The 22,852-nt window shown below is 67.2% G+C and carries 17 protein-coding genes and 3 rRNA genes; 6 read left to right on the top strand and 14 right to left on the bottom strand.

All coding sequences use genetic code 11. The features are described from left to right. From ABD830_RS30940 to ABD830_RS30915, 6 genes are all read right to left on the bottom strand, one after another. Positions 1-978, bottom strand: a complete 978-nt coding sequence (locus ABD830_RS30940; protein ID WP_344995051.1) for a copper transporter — start codon at positions 976-978, stop codon at positions 1-3. Continuing rightward, entirely contained in the window at positions 975-2,171 is a 1,197-nt protein-coding gene (gene steA, locus ABD830_RS30935; RefSeq protein WP_344995049.1) for a putative cytokinetic ring protein SteA, read from the bottom strand. The genes ABD830_RS30940 and steA overlap by 4 nt, the downstream gene beginning before the upstream one ends. A 73-nt stretch (positions 2,172-2,244) precedes the next feature. Then, positions 2,245-3,954, bottom strand: coding sequence for a DNA repair protein RecN (gene recN / locus ABD830_RS30930; RefSeq protein ID WP_344995046.1), 1,710 nt, complete (start codon positions 3,952-3,954; stop codon positions 2,245-2,247). Positions 3,955-4,049: 95 nt separating this feature from the next. After that, entirely contained in the window at positions 4,050-4,949 is a 900-nt protein-coding gene (locus ABD830_RS30925) for an NAD kinase (protein ID WP_344995043.1), read from the bottom strand. Then, on the bottom strand, positions 4,946-5,758 hold the full coding sequence (locus ABD830_RS30920) for a TlyA family RNA methyltransferase (RefSeq protein WP_344995040.1): 813 nt from the start codon (positions 5,756-5,758) through the stop codon (positions 4,946-4,948). The genes ABD830_RS30925 and ABD830_RS30920 overlap by 4 nt, the downstream gene beginning before the upstream one ends. After that, entirely contained in the window at positions 5,755-5,916 is a 162-nt protein-coding gene (locus ABD830_RS30915; protein WP_344995038.1) for a hypothetical protein, read from the bottom strand. The genes ABD830_RS30920 and ABD830_RS30915 overlap by 4 nt, the downstream gene beginning before the upstream one ends. Before the next feature lie 119 nt (positions 5,917-6,035). Here ABD830_RS30915 and ABD830_RS30910 point away from each other — a divergent pair, with 119 nt between their 5' ends. Continuing rightward, a complete protein-coding gene (locus ABD830_RS30910; RefSeq protein ID WP_344995035.1) occupies positions 6,036-6,392 on the top strand; it encodes an SCP2 sterol-binding domain-containing protein in 357 nt (118 codons plus the stop codon). A 167-nt stretch (positions 6,393-6,559) separates the two neighbouring features. On the opposite strand, the gene ABD830_RS30905 is transcribed toward ABD830_RS30910, so the two are convergent. Next, positions 6,560-7,531: an HAD-IIA family hydrolase gene (locus tag ABD830_RS30905; protein WP_344995032.1), complete on the bottom strand. Its 972-nt coding sequence runs from the start codon at positions 7,529-7,531 to the stop codon at positions 6,560-6,562. Between the two features lie 173 nt (positions 7,532-7,704). Continuing rightward, a complete protein-coding gene (locus ABD830_RS30900) occupies positions 7,705-8,127 on the bottom strand; it encodes a tetratricopeptide repeat protein (protein ID WP_344995029.1) in 423 nt (140 codons plus the stop codon). 120 nt (positions 8,128-8,247) lie between these two features. On the opposite strand from ABD830_RS30900, the gene ABD830_RS30895 reads away from it, so the two are divergent. Then, on the top strand, positions 8,248-9,918 hold the full coding sequence (locus ABD830_RS30895) for a DUF1015 family protein (RefSeq protein ID WP_378520776.1): 1,671 nt from the start codon (positions 8,248-8,250) through the stop codon (positions 9,916-9,918). A 136-nt stretch (positions 9,919-10,054) separates the two neighbouring features. Here the strand turns inward: ABD830_RS30895 and ABD830_RS30890 are convergent, their stop codons facing one another. Next, positions 10,055-10,474 (bottom strand): single-stranded DNA-binding protein, encoded by a 420-nt coding sequence (locus tag ABD830_RS30890; protein ID WP_344995023.1) that lies wholly within the window; start codon positions 10,472-10,474, stop codon positions 10,055-10,057. A gap of 83 nt (positions 10,475-10,557) precedes the next feature. Between ABD830_RS30890 and ABD830_RS30885 the strand changes: the two genes are divergently transcribed. Next, positions 10,558-11,517 (top strand): MBL fold metallo-hydrolase, encoded by a 960-nt coding sequence (locus tag ABD830_RS30885; protein WP_378520775.1) that lies wholly within the window; start codon positions 10,558-10,560, stop codon positions 11,515-11,517. Between the two features lie 205 nt (positions 11,518-11,722). On the opposite strand, the gene ABD830_RS30880 is transcribed toward ABD830_RS30885, so the two are convergent. Continuing rightward, positions 11,723-12,748 carry a prolipoprotein diacylglyceryl transferase gene (locus ABD830_RS30880; RefSeq protein WP_344995016.1) on the bottom strand — a complete coding sequence of 342 codons (1,026 nt, stop codon included), beginning with the start codon at positions 12,746-12,748 and terminating at the stop codon, positions 11,723-11,725. A 6-nt stretch (positions 12,749-12,754) separates the two neighbouring features. On the opposite strand from ABD830_RS30880, the gene ABD830_RS30875 reads away from it, so the two are divergent. Further along, a complete protein-coding gene (locus ABD830_RS30875) occupies positions 12,755-13,012 on the top strand; it encodes a hypothetical protein (protein ID WP_344995013.1) in 258 nt (85 codons plus the stop codon). 1,660 nt (positions 13,013-14,672) lie between these two features. Here ABD830_RS30875 and rrf read toward each other — a convergent pair. From rrf to ABD830_RS30855, 4 genes are all read right to left on the bottom strand, one after another. Then, a 5S ribosomal RNA gene (gene rrf, locus ABD830_RS30870) occupies positions 14,673-14,789 on the bottom strand. A gap of 80 nt (positions 14,790-14,869) precedes the next feature. Beyond that, positions 14,870-17,973 (bottom strand): 23S ribosomal RNA (locus ABD830_RS30865). 296 nt (positions 17,974-18,269) lie between these two features. Beyond that, positions 18,270-19,788, bottom strand: a 16S ribosomal RNA gene (locus tag ABD830_RS30860). The 16S, 23S and 5S rRNA genes sit together here, the layout of an rRNA operon. A gap of 663 nt (positions 19,789-20,451) precedes the next feature. Further along, a complete protein-coding gene (locus tag ABD830_RS30855) occupies positions 20,452-20,895 on the bottom strand; it encodes a MarR family winged helix-turn-helix transcriptional regulator (RefSeq protein WP_344995010.1) in 444 nt (147 codons plus the stop codon). 76 nt (positions 20,896-20,971) lie between these two features. Between ABD830_RS30855 and ABD830_RS30850 the strand changes: the two genes are divergently transcribed. Together ABD830_RS30850 and ABD830_RS30845 are read left to right on the top strand one after the other, a co-directional pair. After that, on the top strand, positions 20,972-21,355 hold the full coding sequence (locus ABD830_RS30850; protein ID WP_344995007.1) for a PPOX class F420-dependent oxidoreductase: 384 nt from the start codon (positions 20,972-20,974) through the stop codon (positions 21,353-21,355). Between the two features lie 204 nt (positions 21,356-21,559). Then, entirely contained in the window at positions 21,560-22,816 is a 1,257-nt protein-coding gene (locus ABD830_RS30845) for a glycosyltransferase family 39 protein (RefSeq protein WP_344995004.1), read from the top strand. Positions 22,817-22,852 lie beyond the last annotated feature (36 nt).

Here is a 22,852-nt window from a genome sequence, read left to right as displayed (position 1 = left end):
TCAGCTCCCTGACTGGTTTGTGGGGGACGGAGTGGCGCTCGGCACCGCCGGCAGCGGTGCGGAGTTGCCCTTGCCGATGCCGTACTGGCCGGCGCGGCCGCTCAGCTGCTCACGGAGAGAGTAGACGATCGCGACGCGCCCCGCGGGCATGTCGGCGGTGTCGACCGAACTGACGCGCTTGGAGATCTCGCTGTCGTCGCGCAGGGCTCCGATCGCGTCGCCCGGGACGGCGGTGGTGATGGCGGTCCCGGCCAGCACCGTACCCTTGCCGGCCACGTCGAGGCCGCTCGCCATGGAGACGAGGGCGCCTGCCTGGAGCTCGGCGCTCTCTCCCTCGTACGGTTTCTCCGGCGTGAACATGACGGCGAGCGTGGCCCGCTTGAGAGGGTCGCCTTCGGTGGAGAGCAGCCCGCCCGTCTCGAACGCGCTCACGACGTCGGCGGTGGCCGGATTGGGGGTGCCCGCCTGCGCCGGGTCTGTGGTGACGAAAGCGGCCGAGATCAGCGTGGCGGCTCTGTCCCAGGAGGTGGCCGTAGTGGGGAACGTCATGTTGGCCGGCTTGAGCTGGTTGACCAGGCCGTCGAGCACGCCGGTGGCCTTGGGGTCGAGGAGCTTCTCCGTCAGCGCGAGCCGCCCGGAGATCTGCGCGCCCGCCTGGGTGAGCACCTGCTGCGCGGCCTCGCGCATGGTGGTGCTGGAGCCGGGCGTCTCGACCAGGAGCACCCGCTGGCCCGTCAGGTCGCCCGCCACCATGCTCGGCGTCATGGCGGCGATGAACGTGTCGTTGCCCGTCTCGCGGCTCTGGAGTGCGTCGAGCTGTGTCCGCAGCTCCTCTTTCGACTTGGTGAGCTGGGCGGTCACCTCCCGCGCCGATCTGACGGCGGGCTCCTGCAACAGCGTGGTGCCCAGCACGACGCCCACCGCGAGCGCCAGGAAAATCGCGACGATGGAGACGAGGTGATAGCGGAAATCGATCACGAGAAGAGTCCGACCAGCCAGAAGATGAATGCGTTCCAGGCGTCTTGCAGGCCGTTCAGCCAGGTCTGACCGATCGGCGAGATGAAGAGTGCGACACTCATCGTGATCAACGCCGTGATCACGAGCAGCAGCAGCTGCGGGGTGGAGATGCGGCTGCGGTAGAGCCTGCTCACGCCCTTGGCGTCGATGAGCTTGCTGCCGATGATCAGCCGGGTGAGGAAGGTGCTGGCCATGCCGGAGCGCCCCTTGTCGAGGAACTCCTCCAGCGTGCCGTGGGTGCCGACGGCGACGATCAGCTCGGCGCCCTTGTCGTCGGCCAGGAGCATCGCGATGTCCTCGCTGGTGCCGGTGGCGGGGAAGATCACCGCCTCGCGGCCGAGCTGGTGGACGCGCTCCAGGCCGGGCGCCCTGCCGTCGCGGTAGGCGTGCACGACGAGCTCGGCGCCGGAGGTCAGGGCCTTGGTGGAGACCGAGTCGAAGTCGCCCACGATCACGTCGGGCAGGTAGCCGGCCTCCAGCAGCGCATCGGCCCCGCCGTCGACGCCGACGAGGACGGGACGGTATTCGCGGATGTAGGGACGAAGGGTGGCGATGTCTTCCTTGTAGTGATATCCGCGCACCACGATAAGGACATGCCTGCCCTCCATGGAGGTGCGGATCTCGGGCACGCCGACTCCGTCGATGAGCAGCCTGCCCTCACCGCGGACGTACTCCATCGTGTTGACGGCGAAAGCCTCGATCTGCACGGCGAGCCCGGCTCGGGCCTCGGCCATGGCCGCCTCGACGGCCTCGGCTGTCTGCTCTTCGCCCTTGCCGACGACGTCGTCGTCGAGATAGACGACGCCGTCGTTGACGCGGATGACGTCGCCGTCCTTGACCCGTTCGAACAGCTCCTGGTTGGCGTTGTCGACGAACGGCACGCCCGCCTCGACCAGGATCTGTGGCCCCAGATTGGGATAGCGACCGCTGATGCCGCTGGCGACGTTGACCACGGCCGCGGCACCGCACGCGACGAGTGCCTCCGCGCTGACCCGGTCAACGTCGACGTGGTCGATAATCGCTATCTCACCGGGCTGGAGGCGCTTTGTCAGCCTCTTGGTACGCCGGTCGATTCTCGCCACTGCCGTTACACCGGGAAGGTCATCAACCTTCCTGCCGCGGAGGCCCGGCATCTTGCTTCCCGGAACCTTCATCAAGACCATCCTGCCAGAGCGAAACAGCGCAGAGGCCACGCATCACGCGGCGTGTCCGCTATGTCACTCAGGATCACCTGTCTGCCGCGGCCAGACCGAGCAGTTCTTCGGCGTGCGCGCGGCCCAGCTCGGAGTCCTCCAGGCCGGCCAGCATGCGGGAGAGCTCGCGTACGCGGCCCTCGTGGTCGAGCGTGACCACGCCGCTGCGCACGACGCTGCCGTCGCTCGCCTTCTCGACCACCAGGTGCTGGTCGGCGAACGCGGCGACCTGCGGCAGGTGCGTGACCACGATGACCTGCGCGGTGCGGGCCAGCCTGGCCAGCCTGCGCCCGATCTCGACCGCGGCCTTGCCGCCCACGCCCGCGTCGACCTCGTCGAAGACGAACGTCGGCACCGGGTCGGCACCGGCGAACACCACCTCGATCGCCAGCATGACCCGGCTCAGCTCGCCGCCGGAGGCGCCCTTGTTGAGCGGGAGGGGCGGCGCGGCGGGGTGGGCGGCCATCCGCAGCTCCACCTCGTCGCGGCCCTCTGGCCCGAACTCCGGGCTCTGGGCGAGCTGGACGACGACTCTGGCGTGGGGCATGGCCAGCGCCGTCAGCTCCTCGGTCACCGCCTGGCCGAACCGCTCGGCGGCGGCCTGGCGCACCCGGGTGAGCTCGTCGGCCAGCTCGGTGAGGCGGGCGGTCAGCTCCTCGTACTCGCGGGTCAGCTCCTCGATGCGCTCGTCGTCGCCCTCGAGCTCGCCCAGCCGCGCGGCGGCCTGCTGCGCCCAGGTCAGGACCCCTGCGCTGTCCTCCGCATATTTCCGGATCAGCCCGGACAGCACGGACCGGCGTTCCTGCACGGCCGCCAGCCGGGCCGGGTCGGCCTCGATCGACTCCGCGTACGCCGCCAGATCGGTGGCCACGTCGGAGATGAGGTAGCCGGCCTCGGCCAGCCGGTCGGCCACGGAGGCGAGCTGGGGGTCGAAGTCGCGCACGACCTCCACGGCCGCCCGCGCCTCGCCGAGCAGGGAGATCACATCATGAGGGCTCCCCGCCGCCTCCATCGGGTCGCCGAGCAGCGCCGTGTGCGCGGTCGTGGCGGCGCTGCGCAGGGCGTCTGCGTGCGAGAGCCGCTCCTCCTCGCCGCGCAGCTCGGCGTCCTCGCCCGGCTTGGGGTCGACCTTCTCGATCTCCTCCAGGCCGAAGCGGAGCATGTCTGCCTCCTGCGCCCGCTCCCTGGCCCTGGTGGTCAGCTCCTCGAGCAGCGCGCCGACCTGCTTGTGCCGTTTGTACGCCTGAGAGTAGGCCCGCAGCGGCTTGACCAGCTCGTTACCCGCGTAGCGGTCGAGCGAGGCGCGCTGCCTGGCCGGCTGGAGCAGCCGCTGCTGGTCCATCTGCCCGTGCACCGCCACGAGGTCGTCGGCCAGGTAGGTCAGGGTGCCGACGGGCACTGTGCGCCCGCCGAGCCACGCCCTGGACCTGCCCTCGGCCGAGACGGTGCGCGAGATGATCAGCTCGCCGTCCTCGACCTGGCCGCCGATGTCCTCCACCTGCTGGGAGACGCGCCCGCCCGACTCGATGACCAGCGTGCCCTCGACGGACGCCCGCTCGGCTCCCGGGCGGATGCGCGAAGGGTCGGCCCGGCCGCCGAACAGCAGCCCGAGCCCGGTCACGACCATCGTCTTGCCCGCGCCGGTCTCGCCGGTGACCACGTTGAAGCCCGGCGAGAGCTCGAGAACGGCCTCATCGATGACGCCGAGCCCCTGGATGCGGACCTCCTCGACCCTTGGTCGCACTGCCCACTCCCGTTCACTGCCGTGTCTGATGGTCACACGCGTCGTTTCCGAACACCTGCGCCCATGTGATCCTACGCGCTCTCCCATCCATTGACTCAGGGTCGCACCCTTCCGCGCCAGCCCTGAACAGGAAGCTCGAACTTGGCGACCAGCCTGTCGGTGAACGGCGCGCCGGTGTTCTCCACGCCGTGCAGGCGGGCCAGGCGTACGGGATCGGCACCCCTGCGCACCTCCACCCGCGAGCCGGAGGGCAGCTCGAAGCGGCGGCGGCCGTCGCACCACAGGACGCCCCCCGGCGTGTCGGGCAGGATCTCGACGGCCAGCGTGGAGCGCGGGGAGGCCACCAGCGGCCTGGCGAACAGCGCGTGCGCGCTGATGGGCACCATGAGCAGCGCCTCCACCTCCGGCCATACGACAGGTCCGCCCGCCGAGAAAGCATAGGCGGTGGAGCCGGTCGGAGTGGCGCAGATCACGCCGTCGCAGCCCCACCGAGACAGCGGCCGGCCGTCGATCTCGGCGACCACCTCGAGCATGCGCTCCTGCTTTTCGACGGTGACCTCGTTGAGCGCCCACGTGTCGGCGAGCACCCGGCCGTTCAGCCGGGCGAGAACGTCGATCGTCATGCGCTCCTCGACGTCGTAGCGGGCCGCCACGACACTGTCGACCGCGGCCGACAGATCGGCGACCTCAGCCTCAGCCAGGAACCCGACATGTCCGAGATTGACCCCCAGCAGCGGCGTGCCGGCGGGCCTGGCGAGCTCGGCCGCGCGCAGCAGCGTGCCGTCGCCGCCGAGCACCATCATGACCTCGGCGTCCTTGACGGCGCCCGGGTCCGCGGGCACCGCCTCGACTCCGCGGCAGCCGATCTCGCCGAACTCCGACTCCAGCACCCGTACGGCGATCCCGGCGTCGACCAGCCGGTTGATGACCAGGCGTGCGCTCTCGACTGCGGCATCACGCCCGGTGTGTACGGCGACCAGCACGGTCCGTTTCATTGCGGCCCTTCCGCGACGGCACGCTCGATCTCGGCCTCGAGGTCGGCGACCGGCGGCTCGCCCTCCCCCTTGCCCAGCCAGAGCAGATATTCGACATTTCCCGATGGTCCCGGCAGCGGGCTCGCGGTCACGCCGCGCACGGCCAGCCCCAGCTCCCGGGCCTTGGCGGCGGCGTCGCGAACGGCGCCCTTGCGCAGCTCCGGATCGCGTACGACGCCGCCTGCCCCCACGCGGTCCTTGCCCACCTCGAACTGCGGCTTGACGAGCATCACGAAGTCGGCCCGCGGCGCGGCGACCGAGGCCAGGGCGGGCAGCACAAGCCTCAACGAGATGAACGACAGATCGCCGACGACCAGCGTGGGGGGCTCGCCGACCAGGTCCGGGGTCAGGTCGCGGACGTTGACGCGCTCCATGACCGTCACCCGCTCATCGGTGCGCAGCGACCAGGCCAGCTGGCCGTAGCCGACGTCCACGGCGAGCACGTGGGCTGCGCCGCGGCGCAGCAGCACGTCGGTGAAGCCGCCCGTGGAGGCGCCCGCGTCGAGGCAGCGGCGGCCCTCCACCCGCAGGCTCTCGAACGCCTCCAGCGCGCCGAGCAGTTTGTGCGCTCCTCGCGAAACATAGTCGGGCCCCTCTTCCGAGGCCGCGACGACGATGGCGGATGCGGTGTCGACCTGGGTGGCGGGCTTGCGGGCCTGCTGGCCGCCGACGGTGACCCGGCCGGCCTCGATGAGCTGGCCTGCCTGCTCGCGCGACCTGGCCAGGCCGCGGCGTACCAGCTCGCTGTCGAGGCGGATCCTGCGGCTCACTGCTCTTCCACGGCGGTGGCCAGCGTGGACTCGAGCCCGGAGAACGCCTCCTCGAAGACCCCCACGTGCTCACTCACCGGCAGCTCGGCCAAGCGGCCGAGACCGGCCACGATGGCGTCGACCCGCTCGTCGCCGGTCTCCTCCGGCAGCTCACTCATGACTCGACGGTAACGCCTCCCGCGAGCGCCCGGGACCTTGGCAGGCGTGTCATGCGTTGTAGCCCATACGGGGGTGCTACTCATGTGGAACGCTACGCTCCCCCAAGAAGGAAGAAAGGATGCGCACCATGGCAAGCGTCGAGGAGTGCCGGACGGCACTGACCAAGCTCGTCGCCCAGTTCGACGAGATCGACGAGGAGGACCGCGCCAAACACGTGGTCGAGCGGACGGTCAGCTGCCGCGTCAGTGACCTTGACGTGATCTTCTACGGCCGCCTGCACCACGGAGGGCTCGACCCGTTCACGGAGCAGCCGCCTGCGAACGGCAAGCCCGCCGACGTCAAGCTCACGATCGCGAGCAGCGACCTGATCGCGCTGGTGGACGGGGAGCTGGACCTGGCCAGGGCGCTGCTCGGAGGGCGGGTGAAGGTCGACGCCAGCTTCGGCGACCTGCTGCGCCTGCGCAAACTGATCTGACTCCCCTGTCCCCTTGGCTCTGACCCCCGAAAGACCCCATCCGCCCTCCCTCCGGAGCACTCACGACCCCGACCCGTTGAGGCGCTCACTCGCGACGAGACGCCACTCACCGATCAGGACCTGATCGATCCACCACATGTGGGGCCACATCCGCTGCCGCTGCGCGCTCAACCGAGCCGATCGAGCACGGGCTTGACGGCGTCCTCCTCGACCCGGCCCTCGCCGGCCGCGGTCCAGGCCGCGTCACAGGCGGCCCGCAACCCGTCGATCCGGCTCCCGTCACCGTCGAGGCGCAGAACACCGTCCTGCCACCGGGCCTGCCATCCTCCGCAGGCCCCGTCCCGCACCTCGGGATACGGGAGGAGCACGGCGCTCAGGTCATCACCGACATAGGTGGGCCGATGCCGCGGAGCGGCCGTCAGCACATCGACGGCCGTGGCCACCCCGGTCAGCACCAGCAGGCTGCCGACGCCCGCGTTGGACGCCCCCTCGATATCGGTGTCCAGCCGATCCCCCACGACCAGCGGCCGCCGCGCCCCCGTTCGGATCATGGACTCCCGATGCAGCGGCGGATCGGGCTTGCCCGCGTAAACCGGCTCGACCCCGGTGGCAGCGGCGATCACCCGGACCATCGCGCCGTTCCCCGGCAGCTCCCCCCGCTGGGTGGGCATCGTGCTGTCCCCGTTGGAGGCCACGAACCACGCCCCCTGCCGCACGGCCAGCGCCCCTTCCGACAGCAGCCCGTACGACAGGCCGGGGGCGATCCCCTGCACCACGGCGACAGGCGACTCGGCGGCGGTCGAGACAGGCCGCAACCCTCGATCCCGTACGGCCAGCCGCAGCCCCGACCCGCCGACGACGAGCACGTTCGAGCCGGGTGACACCCTTTCCGCGATCAGCCGGGCCGCCGCCTGCGCCGAGGTCACCACGTCATCGGCCGTGGCGGGCGCCCCGAGCTCGCGGAGGTGGGTGGCGATGGCGGCGGGCGTACGGGAGGCGTTGTTGGTGACGTACGCGAGCCGAGCCCCACGCCGCTGAGCCTCCTCCAACGCCGCAGGCGCACCTGGCACCGCATGACTGCCGAGGTAGACCACGCCGTCGAGGTCGAGCAGCAGGGTGTCATAGCCGTCGATCAGCACAGTGCCGCCTCTCCCCGTTCGCCTTTCACGCCGCGTGTGACTCTAGCGCCGTGCTCACGTCCACCTGCAGGAGGCCCGACCATGAACGATCCACCGGGATCGTGGACGCTACGCGGCCACGAGAGCAAGAACAACAACGGGAACGACATCACAGGGCGAAAGAATCGGCCCGCCTACATTTCCCGGCGGGCCCGCAAGGTAGCGCGAACACTCTTCAAGGCCGAAACATAATGCCGCTCATCCGGACGCATGGCCACCGCGATCGCCAGTGGCTCCTGGGCGCCCTCCACATCCCCGGTCCGCCACAACGCCAGCCCCAGCCCGAAGTAGGCATAATCCTCAGCCGGATTGGCATCGACGATCTGCCGGAAGCTGGCCGCTGCCTCCGCGTACTGCCGTGAGTTGAACTGCGCCCGCGCCAACCCCTCCAGGATGCTGCGCGACTCCGGTTCGGCCGCGGCGGCACGCTCCAGCAACGCGGCAGCGGCAGCCGGACTGCCTTCCTTGAGCAACTTCATCCCACGCTGATACCAATCGTAAATATTTCCTCTAGGAGCGCCAGAGTTGTCGTCGTGAACGTTTCCATCGTGGGTCATGCGCGAGGACTCCTTCGGCGCTGAGGGGGCGGTCCCGCTCCGCCCTGCTGCGGAACGGGCACGACTGCAACCAAGGGGCGACTTCCGGAAGGCACAAGCATTTATGGGAGCATGCCCGGTATGGGGATTCCTGAACTGCCGTTGCCGGATGGACTCGTGCTACGGCCCTTCCGAGGCGTACGTTTCGCTGTCGAAGATCCCGCCAAGGTGACCTCCCCACCGTACGACCTGATCTCCGATGCGGACGTGGACGCCCTCCTGGACTCCCATCCGAACAACGTCGTCCGTCTCATCCTTCCCCGCTCGCCCCGCGGCGACTCCCCGGCCCAGGACCCGACCGCCCGCCGGCAAACCCCGCCTCAGCACACCCCTTCCGCACCGGCCCCCACGCCACCGGCCGCCGCGCCCCATCGCGTCGCTTCCCCACCGGCCGAGGCGGCGGTCGCAAGCCGATACATCGAGGCCAGGGACACGCTGAGAGCGTGGCTGGACTCGGGCGTCCTGGTCCCGGACAAGGCGCCGGCGCTTTACGTGTACGAGCAGAGCGGGCCGGGTGTCCTGCAACGCGGCCTGATCGGCGATGTGGGCCTCGCCGACCCGGGGCAGCGCATCATCCTGCCCCACGAGGATGTCGTGCCGGGACCCATCGCCGACAGGCTCGCCCTCATGAGCACCACCCAGGCCAACCTCGAACCCATCTTCCTCCTCTATGACGGCGACCAGGGCACGGCCACCCGCATGGTGGGCGAGGTGGCCTCGACGCGGCCTCCCCTCGTGTCCGCGCACACGGAAGACGGGCTCACGCACCGTCTCTGGGCAATCACGAACACGTCCGAAATCGAGGCCATCAACGCCGACCTCCACCACCGCCAAGCTCTGATCGCCGACGGCCACCACCGGTACGCGACGTACCGCGTACTCCAACGCCAGGAGCACGCCACCCGCCACCGCGCGCACCCTGAGCCACTGCCCCACCCGGAAGAGCCATCCCCCAGCCCGACCTCCACCGCTCGGCAAACACCGCCACCGCGCACCGCCACACCCGGGGGTCGCCCTCTCGCTGAGGGACCCGACACTGGGGGAAGCGCCGATCCTGTCGGAGGGTCCGCCCCCGAGCGCCCCACACCGGAGCGCCCCGCACGCGAGCCCGCCACGGCGGAGGGCGCCGCTGCTGGGGGCGCCGGGAGGGACGATTCGGCTCCGGGGCACGCGGGGCCGGCCGTCGGGCCGTGGGACTTCGGGTTGGCCTTGCTCGTCGACTCCACCGCGTACCCGCCCAATCTCCAGGCCATCCACCGCGTGATCCCCGGGCTTCCCCTGTCCGAGGCCGCCGCCAAGGCGAAGGGCGCGTGGCGGGTCCGCGACTTCGACGACCTGGCGCAGGGCTTGGCGGCGCTCGAGGAGGCTCCGGAGCCGGCCTTTCTGCTCGCCGGCGGAGGCGGCTCCCACCTGCTCACCGACCCCGATCCGATGCAGCTCGCCCACGCCATGCCGCCCGACCACTCCGAGCGTTGGAACTCCCTCAACACCTCCGTCCTCACAGAGTTCGTGCTGCCCAAGGTGTGGGGCATGCACGACGACGAACAGACCGTACGGATCGTGCACCACGACACGGATGCCGCGGTGCGGCTGGCCATCCGTACCGGCGGCACCGCGGTGCTCATCAAGCCCCTGGCGGTCGACGACGTGCTGGCCGTCGCCGCCGGCGGCGAACGAGTGCCCCGCAAATCCACCTCCTTCGGCCCGAAGCCCAGAACCGGCCTGGTGCTCCGTACGTTCGCCATCGACTGACGCGCAACCGCTCTCCCCTGCCGACAGACGCCATGGTCCACAGCGCCCACTGCCAGCACATCCCTCGTAGTAGCCCGCAACGCGCATCCCGGTCGTAAACCCTCGGGACAACGGACCCGCGCACGAGCGACGGAGGTCAGATCGCTGGTGCCAGGTAGGCCACCTGGCGGGGGATCAGGGCGGCGAGGCCCCCATGAGGGCTGAGGGTAGGGTCGTCGGGGAGGGCGTCGGGTTGGGGCAGGTCGGCCTCGTACGGCTTGGCGGAGCTCACTTCCACCTCGTATCGCCAGGTCTTGGCCGCGGACGGGCCGAACACGCGGCAGCGGAAGGAGCCCGCCACCTCCATGTAATCGCGCGGCTTGAGACTGCGCACTATGGCGGCCGTCTCCGGGTCGAAGGTGACGCACGGGATGCTGTCCGTCAGGGCGGCTCCGCGTCTGTGGCGACGGCGGCGCACGATGATGCGCCACTTCGTCACGGTGTCGCCGCTGGGCAGGGGCTGCTCCTCGACTGCCGCCGAGAGCCGGCCCACCAGCAAGACTTCGTTTCGGTCCACTGTCGTCCTCCTGTCGGTGCTCTGGTGGAGATCACTCTCTACGATGAGGAGGAGCCCGGATCGGCTCGAATGCCGTTCTGGGGATGACGGCTGGACGCTCGGGAGTTCCTGTGGACAACATCACCGCGCTGGGCGGCGACGTCTATGAAATCGACACCAAAATGGCGGGATACACAGGCATCACCGCCGGTTACCTGATTCTGGGTGATCGGCCGTGCCTGGTGGAGACGGGTACGTCGACGTCGGCACCCGTGGTCCGTGACGCACTCGCCTCGCTCGGCGTCGGACCGGAGGACCTGGCCACCGTCGTGGTGACCCACATCCACTTGGATCATGCGGGCGGGGTGGGCGACATCGCCAAGTTCTTCCCGTCCGCGCAGATCGTCGTACACGAGAAGGGCGCCCGCCATCTGGCTGATCCGTCACGGTTGATGGCCAGCGCGCGGATGGTGTGGGGTGACAAGCTCGACGTGCTTTTCGGCGAACTGTCCCCCACCGAGGCCGAACGCATCGTCGCCCTCGGCGACACCGGAGCCATCGACCTGGGCAACGGCCGTACGCTGAACAGCCACTACTCGCCCGGTCATGCGAAACATCACGTGGGCCTCGTCGACTCCGTCACCGGCGATCTGTACGTCGGCGACGCGGCCGGCGTCTACCTGCCCGAAACAGGCGATCTTCGCCCCGCGACCCCTCCGCCGGACTTCGACCTGCAGACCGCACTCGACTCGATCGCGCTGTTCGAGGCTCTTGGGCCGCAACGGCTGCTGTTCAGCCACTACGGGCCGGTCGACGCCGTACAGGAGACTCTCGAACGGTCCGCGGAGGAGCTCCGCGTCTGGGTGGATCTCACCAAGCAGGCGCGTTCTGAGGGGATGGACCTGGACCACGCCGTGGCCATGGTCAGGGACCGTACGAAGGAGCGTTACAGCCCGGTGCAGTCCGATGCGGACGCTGGGATGAACGAGCAGCTCGAGCTGCTGAGCGGTGCTCCCTCGAACGTCGCGGGAATCCTCCACTGGCTGGACCGCGTCTCACCGTAGGCCGCGCGGTGTCGTCTCGCCGCCCACGCGCACACCGCCGCATCACCGGTTCCGTTGGAAGGGGAGCCGGCACCTCGCCGTCCCCAATGTGATCCCTCTACGAGGAGCGCCGCGAGAGGCCGCGCCCGCCACGTCCCGCCGTACCGAGCGCCGCGACAGCAGCGGCAGTACGGCGGGACGTGCGGAAGCCCTCGAGCCTCGGGCGTCAGTTGTCGGTCTTGGGCTTGTCGTCCGAGGCCGGGTCGTCGGGCTCATCGGGCTCGTCGAGCACGTCACCGAAGTTCGGCTCGATGAACGCGGGGTTGATGCTCGGCGCCTGGAGCTGAGGCGTCACCTCGGGCGTGTCCTGCTGTCCGGCCGAGCCCTCGTCGGCCTCCGTCAGGCTCTCCTCGACGCCGGCCGGGCCGTCCTGCTGCTCGAAGCCCTCGTCACGCACCGCGGCCGCGCCGGCCTGCTGCGGCTCCTGATCCGGTACGGCAGCCGAACCTTCCCGGTCCGGGACAGCGGCTGAACTCTCCTGATCCGTTGCGGCAGCCGGGCTCTCCTGATCCGACACCTCAGCCGGACCCTCTTGCTCCGGCCCGTCGGACGGCTCCTCTGCTGCCGGCTCTCGATCGAGCACGTCGGCAGGCTCTTCCGCGACCCTGCCCTCCGAGACCGGCGCGTCCTCCAGAACGTCACCCGTCTCGTCGGCATCGGCGTCGTCGAAGTCCTCCTCGACGTCCTCGATGACGGCGCCGGTCAGCTCGGCGTAGCGCTCCGCCGCGTCCGTCTCCCCGTCCTCGTCGAACGCCATCGCCCTTCCGAACCAGGCCGCGGCCGCCTCCTGCTGCCCCGCGTCGGCCAGCGCGTCGGCGTACGCGAACGCCAGCCGCGCCGACCAGGGCTTCGGCTGCGGATCCCGCAGCTCGGGGAGCCGCTGCAAGGTGATCACGGCGGCGTCGTGCTGGCCGAGGTCGCGGCGGGCGCCGGACTCGACGATGGTCAGCTCGATGCGTCCGGCTCGGTCGAGGCGCTCGGCCTCCGGTGAACGTACGAGGTCGATCGCCCGCTCGGGACGCCCGAGGCCGCGTTCACAGTCGGCCATGACCGGCAGGTACGCCTCCGAACCCGTCATCCTCCTGGCCGCGCGCAGATCGCTCAGCGCCTCGGAGAAGTGCCCGGCGCGGTAGGCGACGATGCCGGCGGCCTCGCGTACGACGCCGATCCTGGCCGCGAACCTACGCGCCACCTTCGTGTGCTCGTGCGCCCGGTCCGGGTCGTCGTCCTCGAGCGCCCGCTCGGCGGCGACGAGGTGCCGGCCCACCAGCTCGGCGAGGTCGCCGGGGAGGGAACGCAGCTCTTCGCGGACCTCCTTGTCGAGCTCCTCCGCGGTGACGTCGGCCGGGACATCGGGCAGCTTCTCGCGCTGCGGAGCGTCCGACTCGCGATCGGGCCTGCCGTACCTGGCGCGGGTGCCGGAGGAGCCAGGACGCTCGGCGCGGTCGTCGCGTGAGAACGGGCGGCCGGCGCCACCTTCGCGGCGGGGACCCTGGTCGCCCTCACGACGGCCACCGTAGCCACCCTCACGGCGCGGACCCCGATCATCGCGGAAACCACCCTCACGACGGCCACCGAAGCCACCCTCGCGACGCGGACCCCGATCATCGCGGAAACCACCCTCACGACGGCCACCGAAGCCACCCTCACGACGCGGACCCCGATCATCGCGGAAACCACCCTCACGACGGCCACCGGAGTCGCCTTCGCGACGCGGCCCACGATCGCCGTAGCCGCTGTCGCGACGCGGCCCACGATCACCGTAGCCGCCTTCCCGGCGGGGACCGCGGTCGTCGCGCGAGCCCGGGCGTGCGGGGCCACCCTCGCGGCGGGCGCCGAACCCACCCTCACGACGGTCGCCGTAGCCACCCTCGCGACGCGGACCACGATCATCCCGATCCCGGAACGAACGACGCTCGTCACCCTCAGGGCGCGGACCCCGATCGTTGCGGAAGCCACCTTCGCGGCGGTCCCCGAACCTGCCCTCACGACGGTCCCCGTATCCGCCCTCACGGCGCGGCCCACGATCACCGTAGCCGCCTTCCCGGCGCGGACCCCGATCGTCGCGGAAGCCACCCTCACGGCGCGGACCACGATCGTCCCGGGAACCACCCTCACGCCGCTCCCCGAACCTGCCCTCACGACGGTCGCCATAGCCACCCTCGCGACGATCGCCGAAGCTACCCTCGCGACGCGGACCACGATCATCCCGATCCCGGAACGAACGACGCTCATCGCCCTCACGGCGCGGACCGCGATCGTCGCGGTCCCGATAGGTACGACGATCGTCACTACGAGGTCCGCGATCGTCACCTTCGCGCCGAGGGCCACGGTTGTCCCGGTATCCGCCCTCACGGCGCGGCCCACGGTCCCCCTGGTCGCTGTCGCGGCGCGGCCCACGATCGCCGTACCCGCCTTCCCGGCGCGGACCCCGATCATCCCGGGAACCACCCTCACGCCGGTCCCCGAACCTGCCTTCACGACGGTCGCCGTAGCCGCCTTCACGACGGTCGCCGTAGCCACCTTCGCGACGGTTGCCGAAGCCACCCTCGCGTCGAGGGCCACGATCGTCCCGATCCCGGAACGAACGGCGCTCGTCACCTTCGCGACGCGGGCCGCGATCGTCCCGATGGCCCTCGTCCCGCCGGGGCGCCCGGTCTCGGTCGTAGGAGCGCGACCTGTCGTCGGAACGGAACGGACGGTCGCCGCCGGAGTCTCGCCCACGAGAGCTGTACCCGCCGCTCCTGCCGTCTCCGCTGGAGCGCCTATCCCCGTAGTCGCCGCGCCCGCGCTGTCCGCCGTCCGATCCGTTATCTCTGTTCACTTCTGGTCCATTTCGTTGGCTCACCCAGCGGACTCACAATGACGGTCCACCGTGGCTGGGTCGCCGCCCGTCCTCGGGCCTTACGCGACGAAGGCCACCTGTGGGGTGGCCCGGTTCCTCCAGCCTAGCAAGCCCAGCAGCGTCCATGAGCCCAGATGAAAGCCGCTTCCCCGGTGGAGGGCCGGTTCACGGCGCCCAGGAGCCGGCGTGGACGTCGGCAAGATCTTTCTCAGCGTGCGGAGGAAAACAAAAAGAGGGGGTCCGACGCCGTCGGACCCCCTCCATAAGTATTGTGCGGCGGTGACCTACTCTCCCACACCCTCCCGAGTGCAGTACCATCGGCGCTGGGAAGCTTAACTTCCGGGTTCGGAATGTAACCGGGTGTTTCCTTCCCGCCATAACCGCCGCAACCCCTCGAGCAGCAACTGTTTGCTGTCTCAGAATTGCCTAGTGGACGCGAGCAAGAACGACTTTCAAAAAGTCTGCTTTGTGGTCAAGTCCTCGGCCTATTAGTACCGGTCAGCTCCACACGTTACCGTGCTTCCACCTCCGGCCTATCAACCCGGTCGTCTACCGGGAGCCTTACCCACTCTCGTGGTGGGAGACCTCATCTCAAGGCAAGCTTCCCGCTTAGATGCTTTCAGCGGTTATCCCTCCCGAACGTAGCCAACCAGCCGTGCACCTGGCGGTACAACTGGCACACCAGAGGTTCGTCCGTCCCGGTCCTCTCGTACTAGGGACAGCCCCTTTCAAGTCTCCTGCGCGCGCAGCGGATAGGGACCGAACTGTCTCGCGACGTTCTAAACCCAGCTCGCGTACCGCTTTAATGGGCGAACAGCCCAACCCTTGGGACCTACTCCAGCCCCAGGATGCGACGAGCCGACATCGAGGTGCCAAACCATCCCGTCGATATGGACTCTTGGGGAAGATCAGCCTGTTATCCCCGGGGTACCTTTTAGCCGTTGAGCGACACCGCTTCCACACGCCGATGCCGGATCACTAGTCCCAGCTTTCGCTCCTGCTCGACCCGTCAGTCTCACAGTCAAGCTCCCTTGTGCACTTACACTCAACACCTGATTGCCAACCAGGCTGAGGGAACCTTTGGGCGCCTCCGTTACTCTTTGGGAGGCAACCGCCCCAGTTAAACTACCCACCAGACACTGTCCCCGATCCGGATCACGGACCAGAGTTAGACATCCAAAACGACCAGAGTGGTATTTCACCAATGACTCCACCCGAACTAGCGTCCGAGCTTCCCAGTCTCCCACCTATCCTACACAAGCCGTTCCAAACACCAATGTCAAGCTGTAGTGAAGGTCCCGGGGTCTTTCCGTCCTGCTGCGCGAAACGAGCATCTTTACTCGTACTGCAATTTCACCGGGTCTGCGGTTGAGACAGCGGGGAAGTCGTTACGCCATTCGTGCAGGTCGGAACTTACCCGACAAGGAATTTCGCTACCTTAGGATGGTTATAGTTACCACCGCCGTTTACCGGCGCTTAAGTTCTCACCTTCGCGTGATCACTCACACTAAGCGGTCCCCTTAACGTTCCGGCACCGGGCAGGCGTCAGTCCGTATACATCGTCTTACGACTTCGCACGGACCTGTGTTTTTAGTAAACAGTCGCTTCCCCCTGGCCACTGCGACCCCCACCAGCTCCGAGTGCAAAACTCATCACCAGCAGAGGTCCCCCTTCTCCCGAAGTTACGGGGGCAATTTGCCGAGTTCCTTAACCACAGTTCACCCGATCGCCTTGGTATTCTCTACCTGACCACCTGAGTCGGTTTAGGGTACGGGCCGCCACAACACTCACTAGAGGCTTTTCTCGGCAGCATAGGATCATCCACTTCGCCACAATTGGCTCGGCATCACATCTCAGACATAAAGAACGCGGATTTGCCTACGTTCCGCCCTACATGCTTACCCCAGGACAACCATCGCCTGGGCTGGACTACCTTCCTGCGTCACCCCATCGCTTACCTACTACCCGATCGGTTCGAGCGTTCACTCTGACCCCAAGCCCGAAGGCTCAAGCGAGTTAAGGACTCTTAGCATCACGAGGTTCAGTATGGGCGCATTGAAGCGGGTACGGGAATATCAACCCGTTGTCCATCGACTACGCCTGTCGGCCTCGCCTTAGGTCCCGACTTACCCTGGGCGGATTAGCCTGCCCCAGGAACCCTTGGTCATCCGGCGCGAGGGTTTCTCACCCTCGATTCGCTACTCATGCCTGCATTCTCACTCGCACAGCTTCCACAACTAGATCACTCTGCTGCTTCACCAGCTGCACGACGCTCCCCTACCCACCAACAGCTCATAGCTGTCAGTGCCACGACTTCGGCGGTGTACTTGAGCCCCGCTACATTGTCGGCGCAGAATCACTTGACCAGTGAGCTATTACGCACTCTTTCAAGGGTGGCTGCTTCTAAGCCAACCTCCTGGTTGTCTCTGCGACTCCACATCCTTTCCCACTTAGCACACGCTTAGGGGCCTTAGTCGGTGATCTGGGCTGTTTCCCTCTCGACTACGAACCTTATCGCCCGCAGTCTCACTGCCACGCTCTCACTTACCGGCATTCGGAGTTTGGCTGACGTCAGTAACCTTGTCGGGCCCATTAGCCATCCAGTGCTCTACCTCCGGCAAGAAACACGCGACGCTGCACCTAAATGCATTTCGGGGAGAACCAGCTATCACGGAGTTTGATTGGCCTTTCACCCCTACACACAGATCATCCCCCAGGTTTTCAACCCTGGTGGGTTCGGTCCTCCACCCAGTCTTACCTGAGCTTCAACCTGCCCATGCGTAGATCACTCCGCTTCGGGTCTACAGCATGCGACTCAAACGCCCTATTCAGACTCGCTTTCGCTACGGCTCCCCCACACGGGTTAACCTCGCCACACACCATAACTCGCAGGCTCATTCTTCAAAAGGCACGCAGTCACATCACACAACAGCAAGCTGCTGTAAGCTCCTACGGCTTGTAGGCACACGGTTTCAGGTACTATTTCACGACCCCTCACCGGGGCACTTTTCACCTTTCCCTCACGGTACTCGTGCACTATCGGTCATCAGGGAGTATTTAGGCTTACCAGGTGGTCCTGGCAGATTCACACAGGATTTCTCGAGCCCCGTGCTACTTGGGATCCCCTCCAGCAGTCGACAAGGTTTCGCCTACCCGGCTCTCACGGTCTACGGCAGCCCTTCCCAGAGCTTTCAACTACCCCATCGATTTATCACTGCTTGCAGTTCCGGCAGAAACCACCAGAAGGTCCCACGACCCCGGACATGCAACGCCTGCCGGCTATCACACACGCCCGGTTTAGCCTCATCCGCTTTCGCTCACCACTACTCACGGAATCACATATTGTTTTCTCTTCCTACGGGTACTGAGATGTTTCACTTCCCCGCGTTACCACCAACCGCCCTATACATTCAGGCGGAGGCAACACCACATGACTGGTGCTAGGTTTCCCCATTCGGACATCCCCGGATCAACGTCTGGTTGGCGACTCCCCGAGGCTTAACGCAGCCTCCCACGTCCTTCATCGGCTCCTGATGCCAAGGCATCCACCGTGTGCCCTAAAAAACTTGGCCACAAAGATGCTCGCGTCCACTATGCAAATCTCAAACAACAAACAGCAACCGCATCCACAACTCCGAAAAGCTGCTTCAGCGGCCCTGTCATCCAAGAAGAACCAGGCACGCATGCCCGTTCCTTCAGGACCCAACAGTGTGTTCAGACCCGAACCAAAACCCCGCAACCACGTTCCCACTCCCTTACGGGCGGTACTAGCGGCCCGGCAACCCGGTCCGACTGACTAGCCAGTGCTCCACTAGTGAGCTGTCGCCCCACCGATCGTGCGCCGGTGACGGGCGAGTGTGCTCCTTAGAAAGGAGGTGATCCAGCCGCACCTTCCGGTACGGCTACCTTGTTACGACTTCGTCCCAATCGCCAGCCCCACCTTCGACCGCTCCCCCCCTTACGGGTTGGGCCACGGGCTTCGGGTGTTGCCGACTTTCGTGACGTGACGGGCGGTGTGTACAAGGCCCGGGAACGTATTCACCGCAGCATTGCTGATCTGCGATTACTAGCGACTCCGACTTCATGGGGTCGAGTTGCAGACCCCAATCCGAACTGAGACCGGCTTTTAGGGATTCGCTCCACCTCACGGTATCGCAACCCTCTGTACCGGCCATTGTAGCATGTTTGCAGCCCAAGACATAAGGGGCATGATGACTTGACGTCATCCCCACCTTCCTCCGAGTTGACCCCGGCAGTCCCCCATGAGTCCCCACCACCCCGAAGGGCGTGCTGGCAACATGGAGCAAGGGTTGCGCTCGTTGCGGGACTTAACCCAACATCTCACGACACGAGCTGACGACAGCCATGCACCACCTGTCACCCAGTCCGAAGAGGGCCCCATCTCTGGAGCTTTCCGGGTGATGTCAAACCTTGGTAAGGTTCTTCGCGTTGCGTCGAATTAAGCAACATGCTCCGCCGCTTGTGCGGGCCCCCGTCAATTCCTTTGAGTTTTAGCCTTGCGGCCGTACTCCCCAGGCGGGGCGCTTAATGCGTTAGCTCCGGCACGGAGATCGTGGAAGACCCCCACACCTAGCGCCCAACGTTTACAGCGTGGACTACCAGGGTATCTAATCCTGTTCGCTCCCCACGCTTTCGCTCCTCAGCGTCAGGTAAGGCCCAGCAAGCCGCCTTCGCCACCGGTGTTCCTCCTGATATCTGCGCATTTCACCGCTACACCAGGAATTCCACTTGCCCCTACCTACCTCTAGCCGGCCCGTATCCACCGCAGACCCGCAGTTAAGCTGCGGGCTTTCACGGCAGACGCGACCAGCCACCTACGAGCTCTTTACGCCCAATAATTCCGGACAACGCTTGCGCCCTACGTATTACCGCGGCTGCTGGCACGTAGTTAGCCGGCGCTTCTTCTGCAGGTACACGTCAACTTCGTCCCTGCTGAAAGAGGTTTACAACCCGAAGGCCGTCATCCCCCACGCGGCGTCGCTGCGTCAGGCTTCCGCCCATTGCGCAATATTCCCCACTGCTGCCTCCCGTAGGAGTCTGGGCCGTGTCTCAGTCCCAGTGTGGCCGGTCGCCCTCTCAGGCCGGCTACCCGTCGTCGCCTTGGTAGGCCACTACCCCACCAACAAGCTGATAGGCCGCGAGCCCATCCCCAACCGAAAAACTTTCCACCACCACCCGATGCCAGGGGCGGTCATATCCGGTATTAGACCCAGTTTCCCGGGCTTATCCCAGAGTCAGGGGCAGGTTGCTCACGTGTTACTCACCCGTTCGCCGCTCGAGTACCCCGAAGGGCCTTTCCGCTCGACTTGCATGTGTTAAGCACGCCGCCAGCGTTCGTCCTGAGCCAGGATCAAACTCTCCAAACAATGTCTCGTCTGGATTGTGAATCCAAGCAATAACCGTCAATCATGACGGGGTCATGCATGTGTATCTCATGCACTGGCTTTTAACACACTGTTGAGTTCTCAAGAAACGGACGCGTACATCCTTGCTCAAGCCTGCTGGCCCTCGCTCGGAGGCGTACCGTTCGTTTTCCTAAACTTTACTCAGTTTGCCAGTTGCCTGTCAAATCCAAGGATTTGCTAGGAGCTGGTCATGCCGAGCTAGGATGTTGCACCCCGTCTCCGGGGCAACCCTCACAACTTACCGTGTCATCCAGAGCTTGTCGAATCAACCGATTTTCCGGTGACTTCGGCATGCCCGACGATGACCTCGATGCCAGAGCACGCCGAAGCAGCTCCGCCGAGTGGCTCGTTAATTCAAGGGGCTTGCGCGGGGGCCCGTCCGCCTCAGCGGCGTCCGGCTCACTCCCGGCGCGAACAGAAACATTAGGTCGCGATCCGCGACACGTCAAATCGTCGCGCGAAGCGGCCCGTCACGGCCCGGCTGAGGGCCGTCCGTCCACGCCTAGCAGTCGGGCAGGCACCCGGAAGCGGACAGGCAGCAGGCACGCCGGACATACGGCCGGCAAACCGCACCCATCGGGCGGGCACACCAGACGGGGCCCGCTGCGCAGACGGGTAGGCATGTCACAGCTCCCGGGCGGCACGGGTGATGGCCTCGCCGCATCGGGCCAGCAGGTGCCGCAGCGTCTCCCGCTCCTCCGTACTGAACTCGGCCGCGATCGCCCGCTCGACCACCACGGCCCGCTCATCCGCCGCCTTCAGCGCCGCATGCCCGGCCTCGGTCAGCCGGCTCTCCAGGACCTTGCGGTGCCAAGGGTGCGGTGAGCGCGTGACGAGACCCTGCTCCTCCAGGTTCTTCAGCACGACGGTCATGGCCTGGGGCGTGACCAGGCACGCCCGAGCCAGCGCCGCGCCCGAGATCCCGGGGCTGCCGGCCAGCGCGAACAGCGCCGCATACTGGGGAACGGTCAACCCTGCCGGCCGGACGGCGGCCTGTTTCGCGGCGATCAAAGCCTGCTCGGCGCGCTTGATGTCCAGTCCGAGGCGTTCCTCCGCAGGCATCCCCATGTCGGGAATCGTACAACATTGATAGCTATAAAAGCTTTGATATGTTGAAGGCAACCGTTGTCGAGAAGGAGACGTGATGATTCCCGAGAGCCACTTGGACCTGCTGCAGCGGCCGCTGTTCGCCCACCTGGCGACGATCGGACCGGACGGAGCGCCCAACGTGAACCCGGTCTGGACGATCTGGGACGGAGAGTACTTGCGGTTCACGACCACGACGGACCGCCGCAAGTACCGAAATGTCGTGGAAAATCCGCAGGTGGCGGTCTCCATCAACGACCCGGAGAAGCCGTACCGCTATGTGGAGATCCGTGGCGTGGTCGAGCGGGTCGACCCCGACCCCTCGGGCGACTTCTTCGACGTCCTGGCCAACCGCTACGGCCTGGAGTACGAGCGCCCGGTCGGCGACGCCGAGCGGCGGGTGGTGATCGTTATGAAGCCGACACGCACCACCCAGCAGTAGCCCGCCGAACGCGTATCCTGCCCCGGTGACCACTGCCGCCACACTCGCTCCCCCGGCCCGTCCCGCCGAACGGCTCCGCACGTCCACCCCGTGGTGGATGGCATTGATCGCAGGGGCCGCGGCTTTCACGGGGACGGGCTCCGCCACCCTGAACGGCGACGAGCTGGCCACCATCAGCGCCGCCCCCCCCGGTCGCTGCCGGGCATGTGGGAGCTGGCACGTCACATCGACGGGCATTTCCTCCCGTACTACCTGTTCATGCACCTCTGGGTGAAGGCGGGCACGGCGGAGCTGTGGCTGCGGCTGCCGTCGGCGGTGGGGATCGGTGTGGCGGCCTGGTTCCTGGTCGATCTCGGCCGGCGGCTGCACAGCACCCGCGCCGGGGTGATCGCCGCCGCGATCTTCGCGATCTTGCCCTCGGTGGCTTACTTCGGGGCCTTCGCCAGGCCGTACGCGTTCGCCGCGGCCGCCGTCGTGTTCTCGTTCTGGGCGCTGCACCGGGCGATCGAGCGGCCGGACGGAAGACGGTGGGTGGTGTACGGGGTGGCGGTCGCGCTCGTGTGCTGCACCCATCTCTTCGCCGTGCTGGTGCTCCCCGCCCAGCTGGCGCTGGCGCGCCGGGGCCGGGTGGTGCCGATGCTGGCGGCGCTCGCGGTCGGCTGCCTGCCCGCTGTGGTGCTGGGGCTGGTGGGGTTCGGGGAACGGCATGCGATCAGCTGGATCCCGCAGCGCGGGCCCGAGGTGTGGCTGAAGTTCCCCAAGATGGCGGCGGGGGCGACCGGGCTCGGGGTGATGCTGTTCGCGATGGCGCTGGCCGGCGCGGTGCTGCTGTGGAGAGCGTCGCGCGACGACCGGCGGGCGTGGGTGTTCGCGCTGGCCGGATGGCTGCTCCTGCCTCCGGTGCAGCTGCTCGCGGTGTCGCGGCTCGTGACGCCCGTCTATGTGGATCGATACCTCTTCGTCACCGCCCCCGCGCTCGCCCTGCTGGCCGGGCTCGCCCTGGCGTCTCTCCCCCGGCTCCACGTGGTGGCCGCGGTGGTGGTCGTGCTGCTGGGATGCGCACTTTCGTTCCAGGAGCATGTGACGGTGCGCGAGGAGAACGGGCGGTTCGAGAACATCCCCTGGGCGCTGCGCGTCATCAAGGCCGAGCCCGATGACGCGATCGTCTACGGGCAGAGCCAGCTCCGCATCGGCTTCGAGTACTACGCCGACTCGCTGATGCCCGTCGACGTGCTCAAGGCCGGCGACGCGCCCTCGCCCGACGGGTTCGGATATCCCGAGCGGCCCGACGTGAACGCCGCCTTGAAGGGGCGCGAACGGGTGTGGGTGGTCTGGCGCGGGAGCAAGCAGTCGGCGATCCCGCGGGCGGCGGAAGTGGAGAAGGCGGGGTTCGAGCTCAGCATGGCCAAGCACTCCACCGACCTGCCGGGGCTGACGGTGGCGCTGTTCACCCGCCGCTGAACGCGGAAGCGGGCCCTCCCCCCTGGAAACCGGAAA

The organism is Nonomuraea helvata (assembly GCF_039535785.1).
Lineage (GTDB): Bacteria > Actinomycetota > Actinomycetes > Streptosporangiales > Streptosporangiaceae > Nonomuraea > Nonomuraea helvata.
Note: the sequence above shows the minus strand (reverse complement) of the source record. Positions and strands in the feature narration are given on the sequence as shown.

Excerpts from the sequence above, each read along its gene's own strand:
- steA (WP_344995049.1), bottom strand. The coding sequence starts at position 2,171 with ATGAAGGTTCCGGGAAGCAAGATGCCGGGCCTCCGCGGCAGGAAGGTT.
- ABD830_RS30925 (WP_344995043.1), bottom strand. The coding sequence starts at position 4,949 with ATGAAACGGACCGTGCTGGTCGCCGTACACACCGGGCGTGATGCCGCA.
- ABD830_RS30915 (WP_344995038.1), bottom strand. The coding sequence starts at position 5,916 with ATGAGTGAGCTGCCGGAGGAGACCGGCGACGAGCGGGTCGACGCCATC.
- ABD830_RS30910 (WP_344995035.1), top strand. The coding sequence starts at position 6,036 with ATGCGCACCATGGCAAGCGTCGAGGAGTGCCGGACGGCACTGACCAAG.
- ABD830_RS30900 (WP_344995029.1), bottom strand. The coding sequence starts at position 8,127 with ATGACCCACGATGGAAACGTTCACGACGACAACTCTGGCGCTCCTAGA.
- ABD830_RS30895 (WP_378520776.1), top strand. The coding sequence starts at position 8,248 with ATGGGGATTCCTGAACTGCCGTTGCCGGATGGACTCGTGCTACGGCCC.
- ABD830_RS30885 (WP_378520775.1), top strand. The coding sequence starts at position 10,558 with ATGACGGCTGGACGCTCGGGAGTTCCTGTGGACAACATCACCGCGCTG.
- ABD830_RS30855 (WP_344995010.1), bottom strand. The coding sequence starts at position 20,895 with ATGGGGATGCCTGCGGAGGAACGCCTCGGACTGGACATCAAGCGCGCC.
- ABD830_RS30850 (WP_344995007.1), top strand. The coding sequence starts at position 20,972 with ATGATTCCCGAGAGCCACTTGGACCTGCTGCAGCGGCCGCTGTTCGCC.
- ABD830_RS30845 (WP_344995004.1), top strand. The coding sequence starts at position 21,560 with ATGTGGGAGCTGGCACGTCACATCGACGGGCATTTCCTCCCGTACTAC.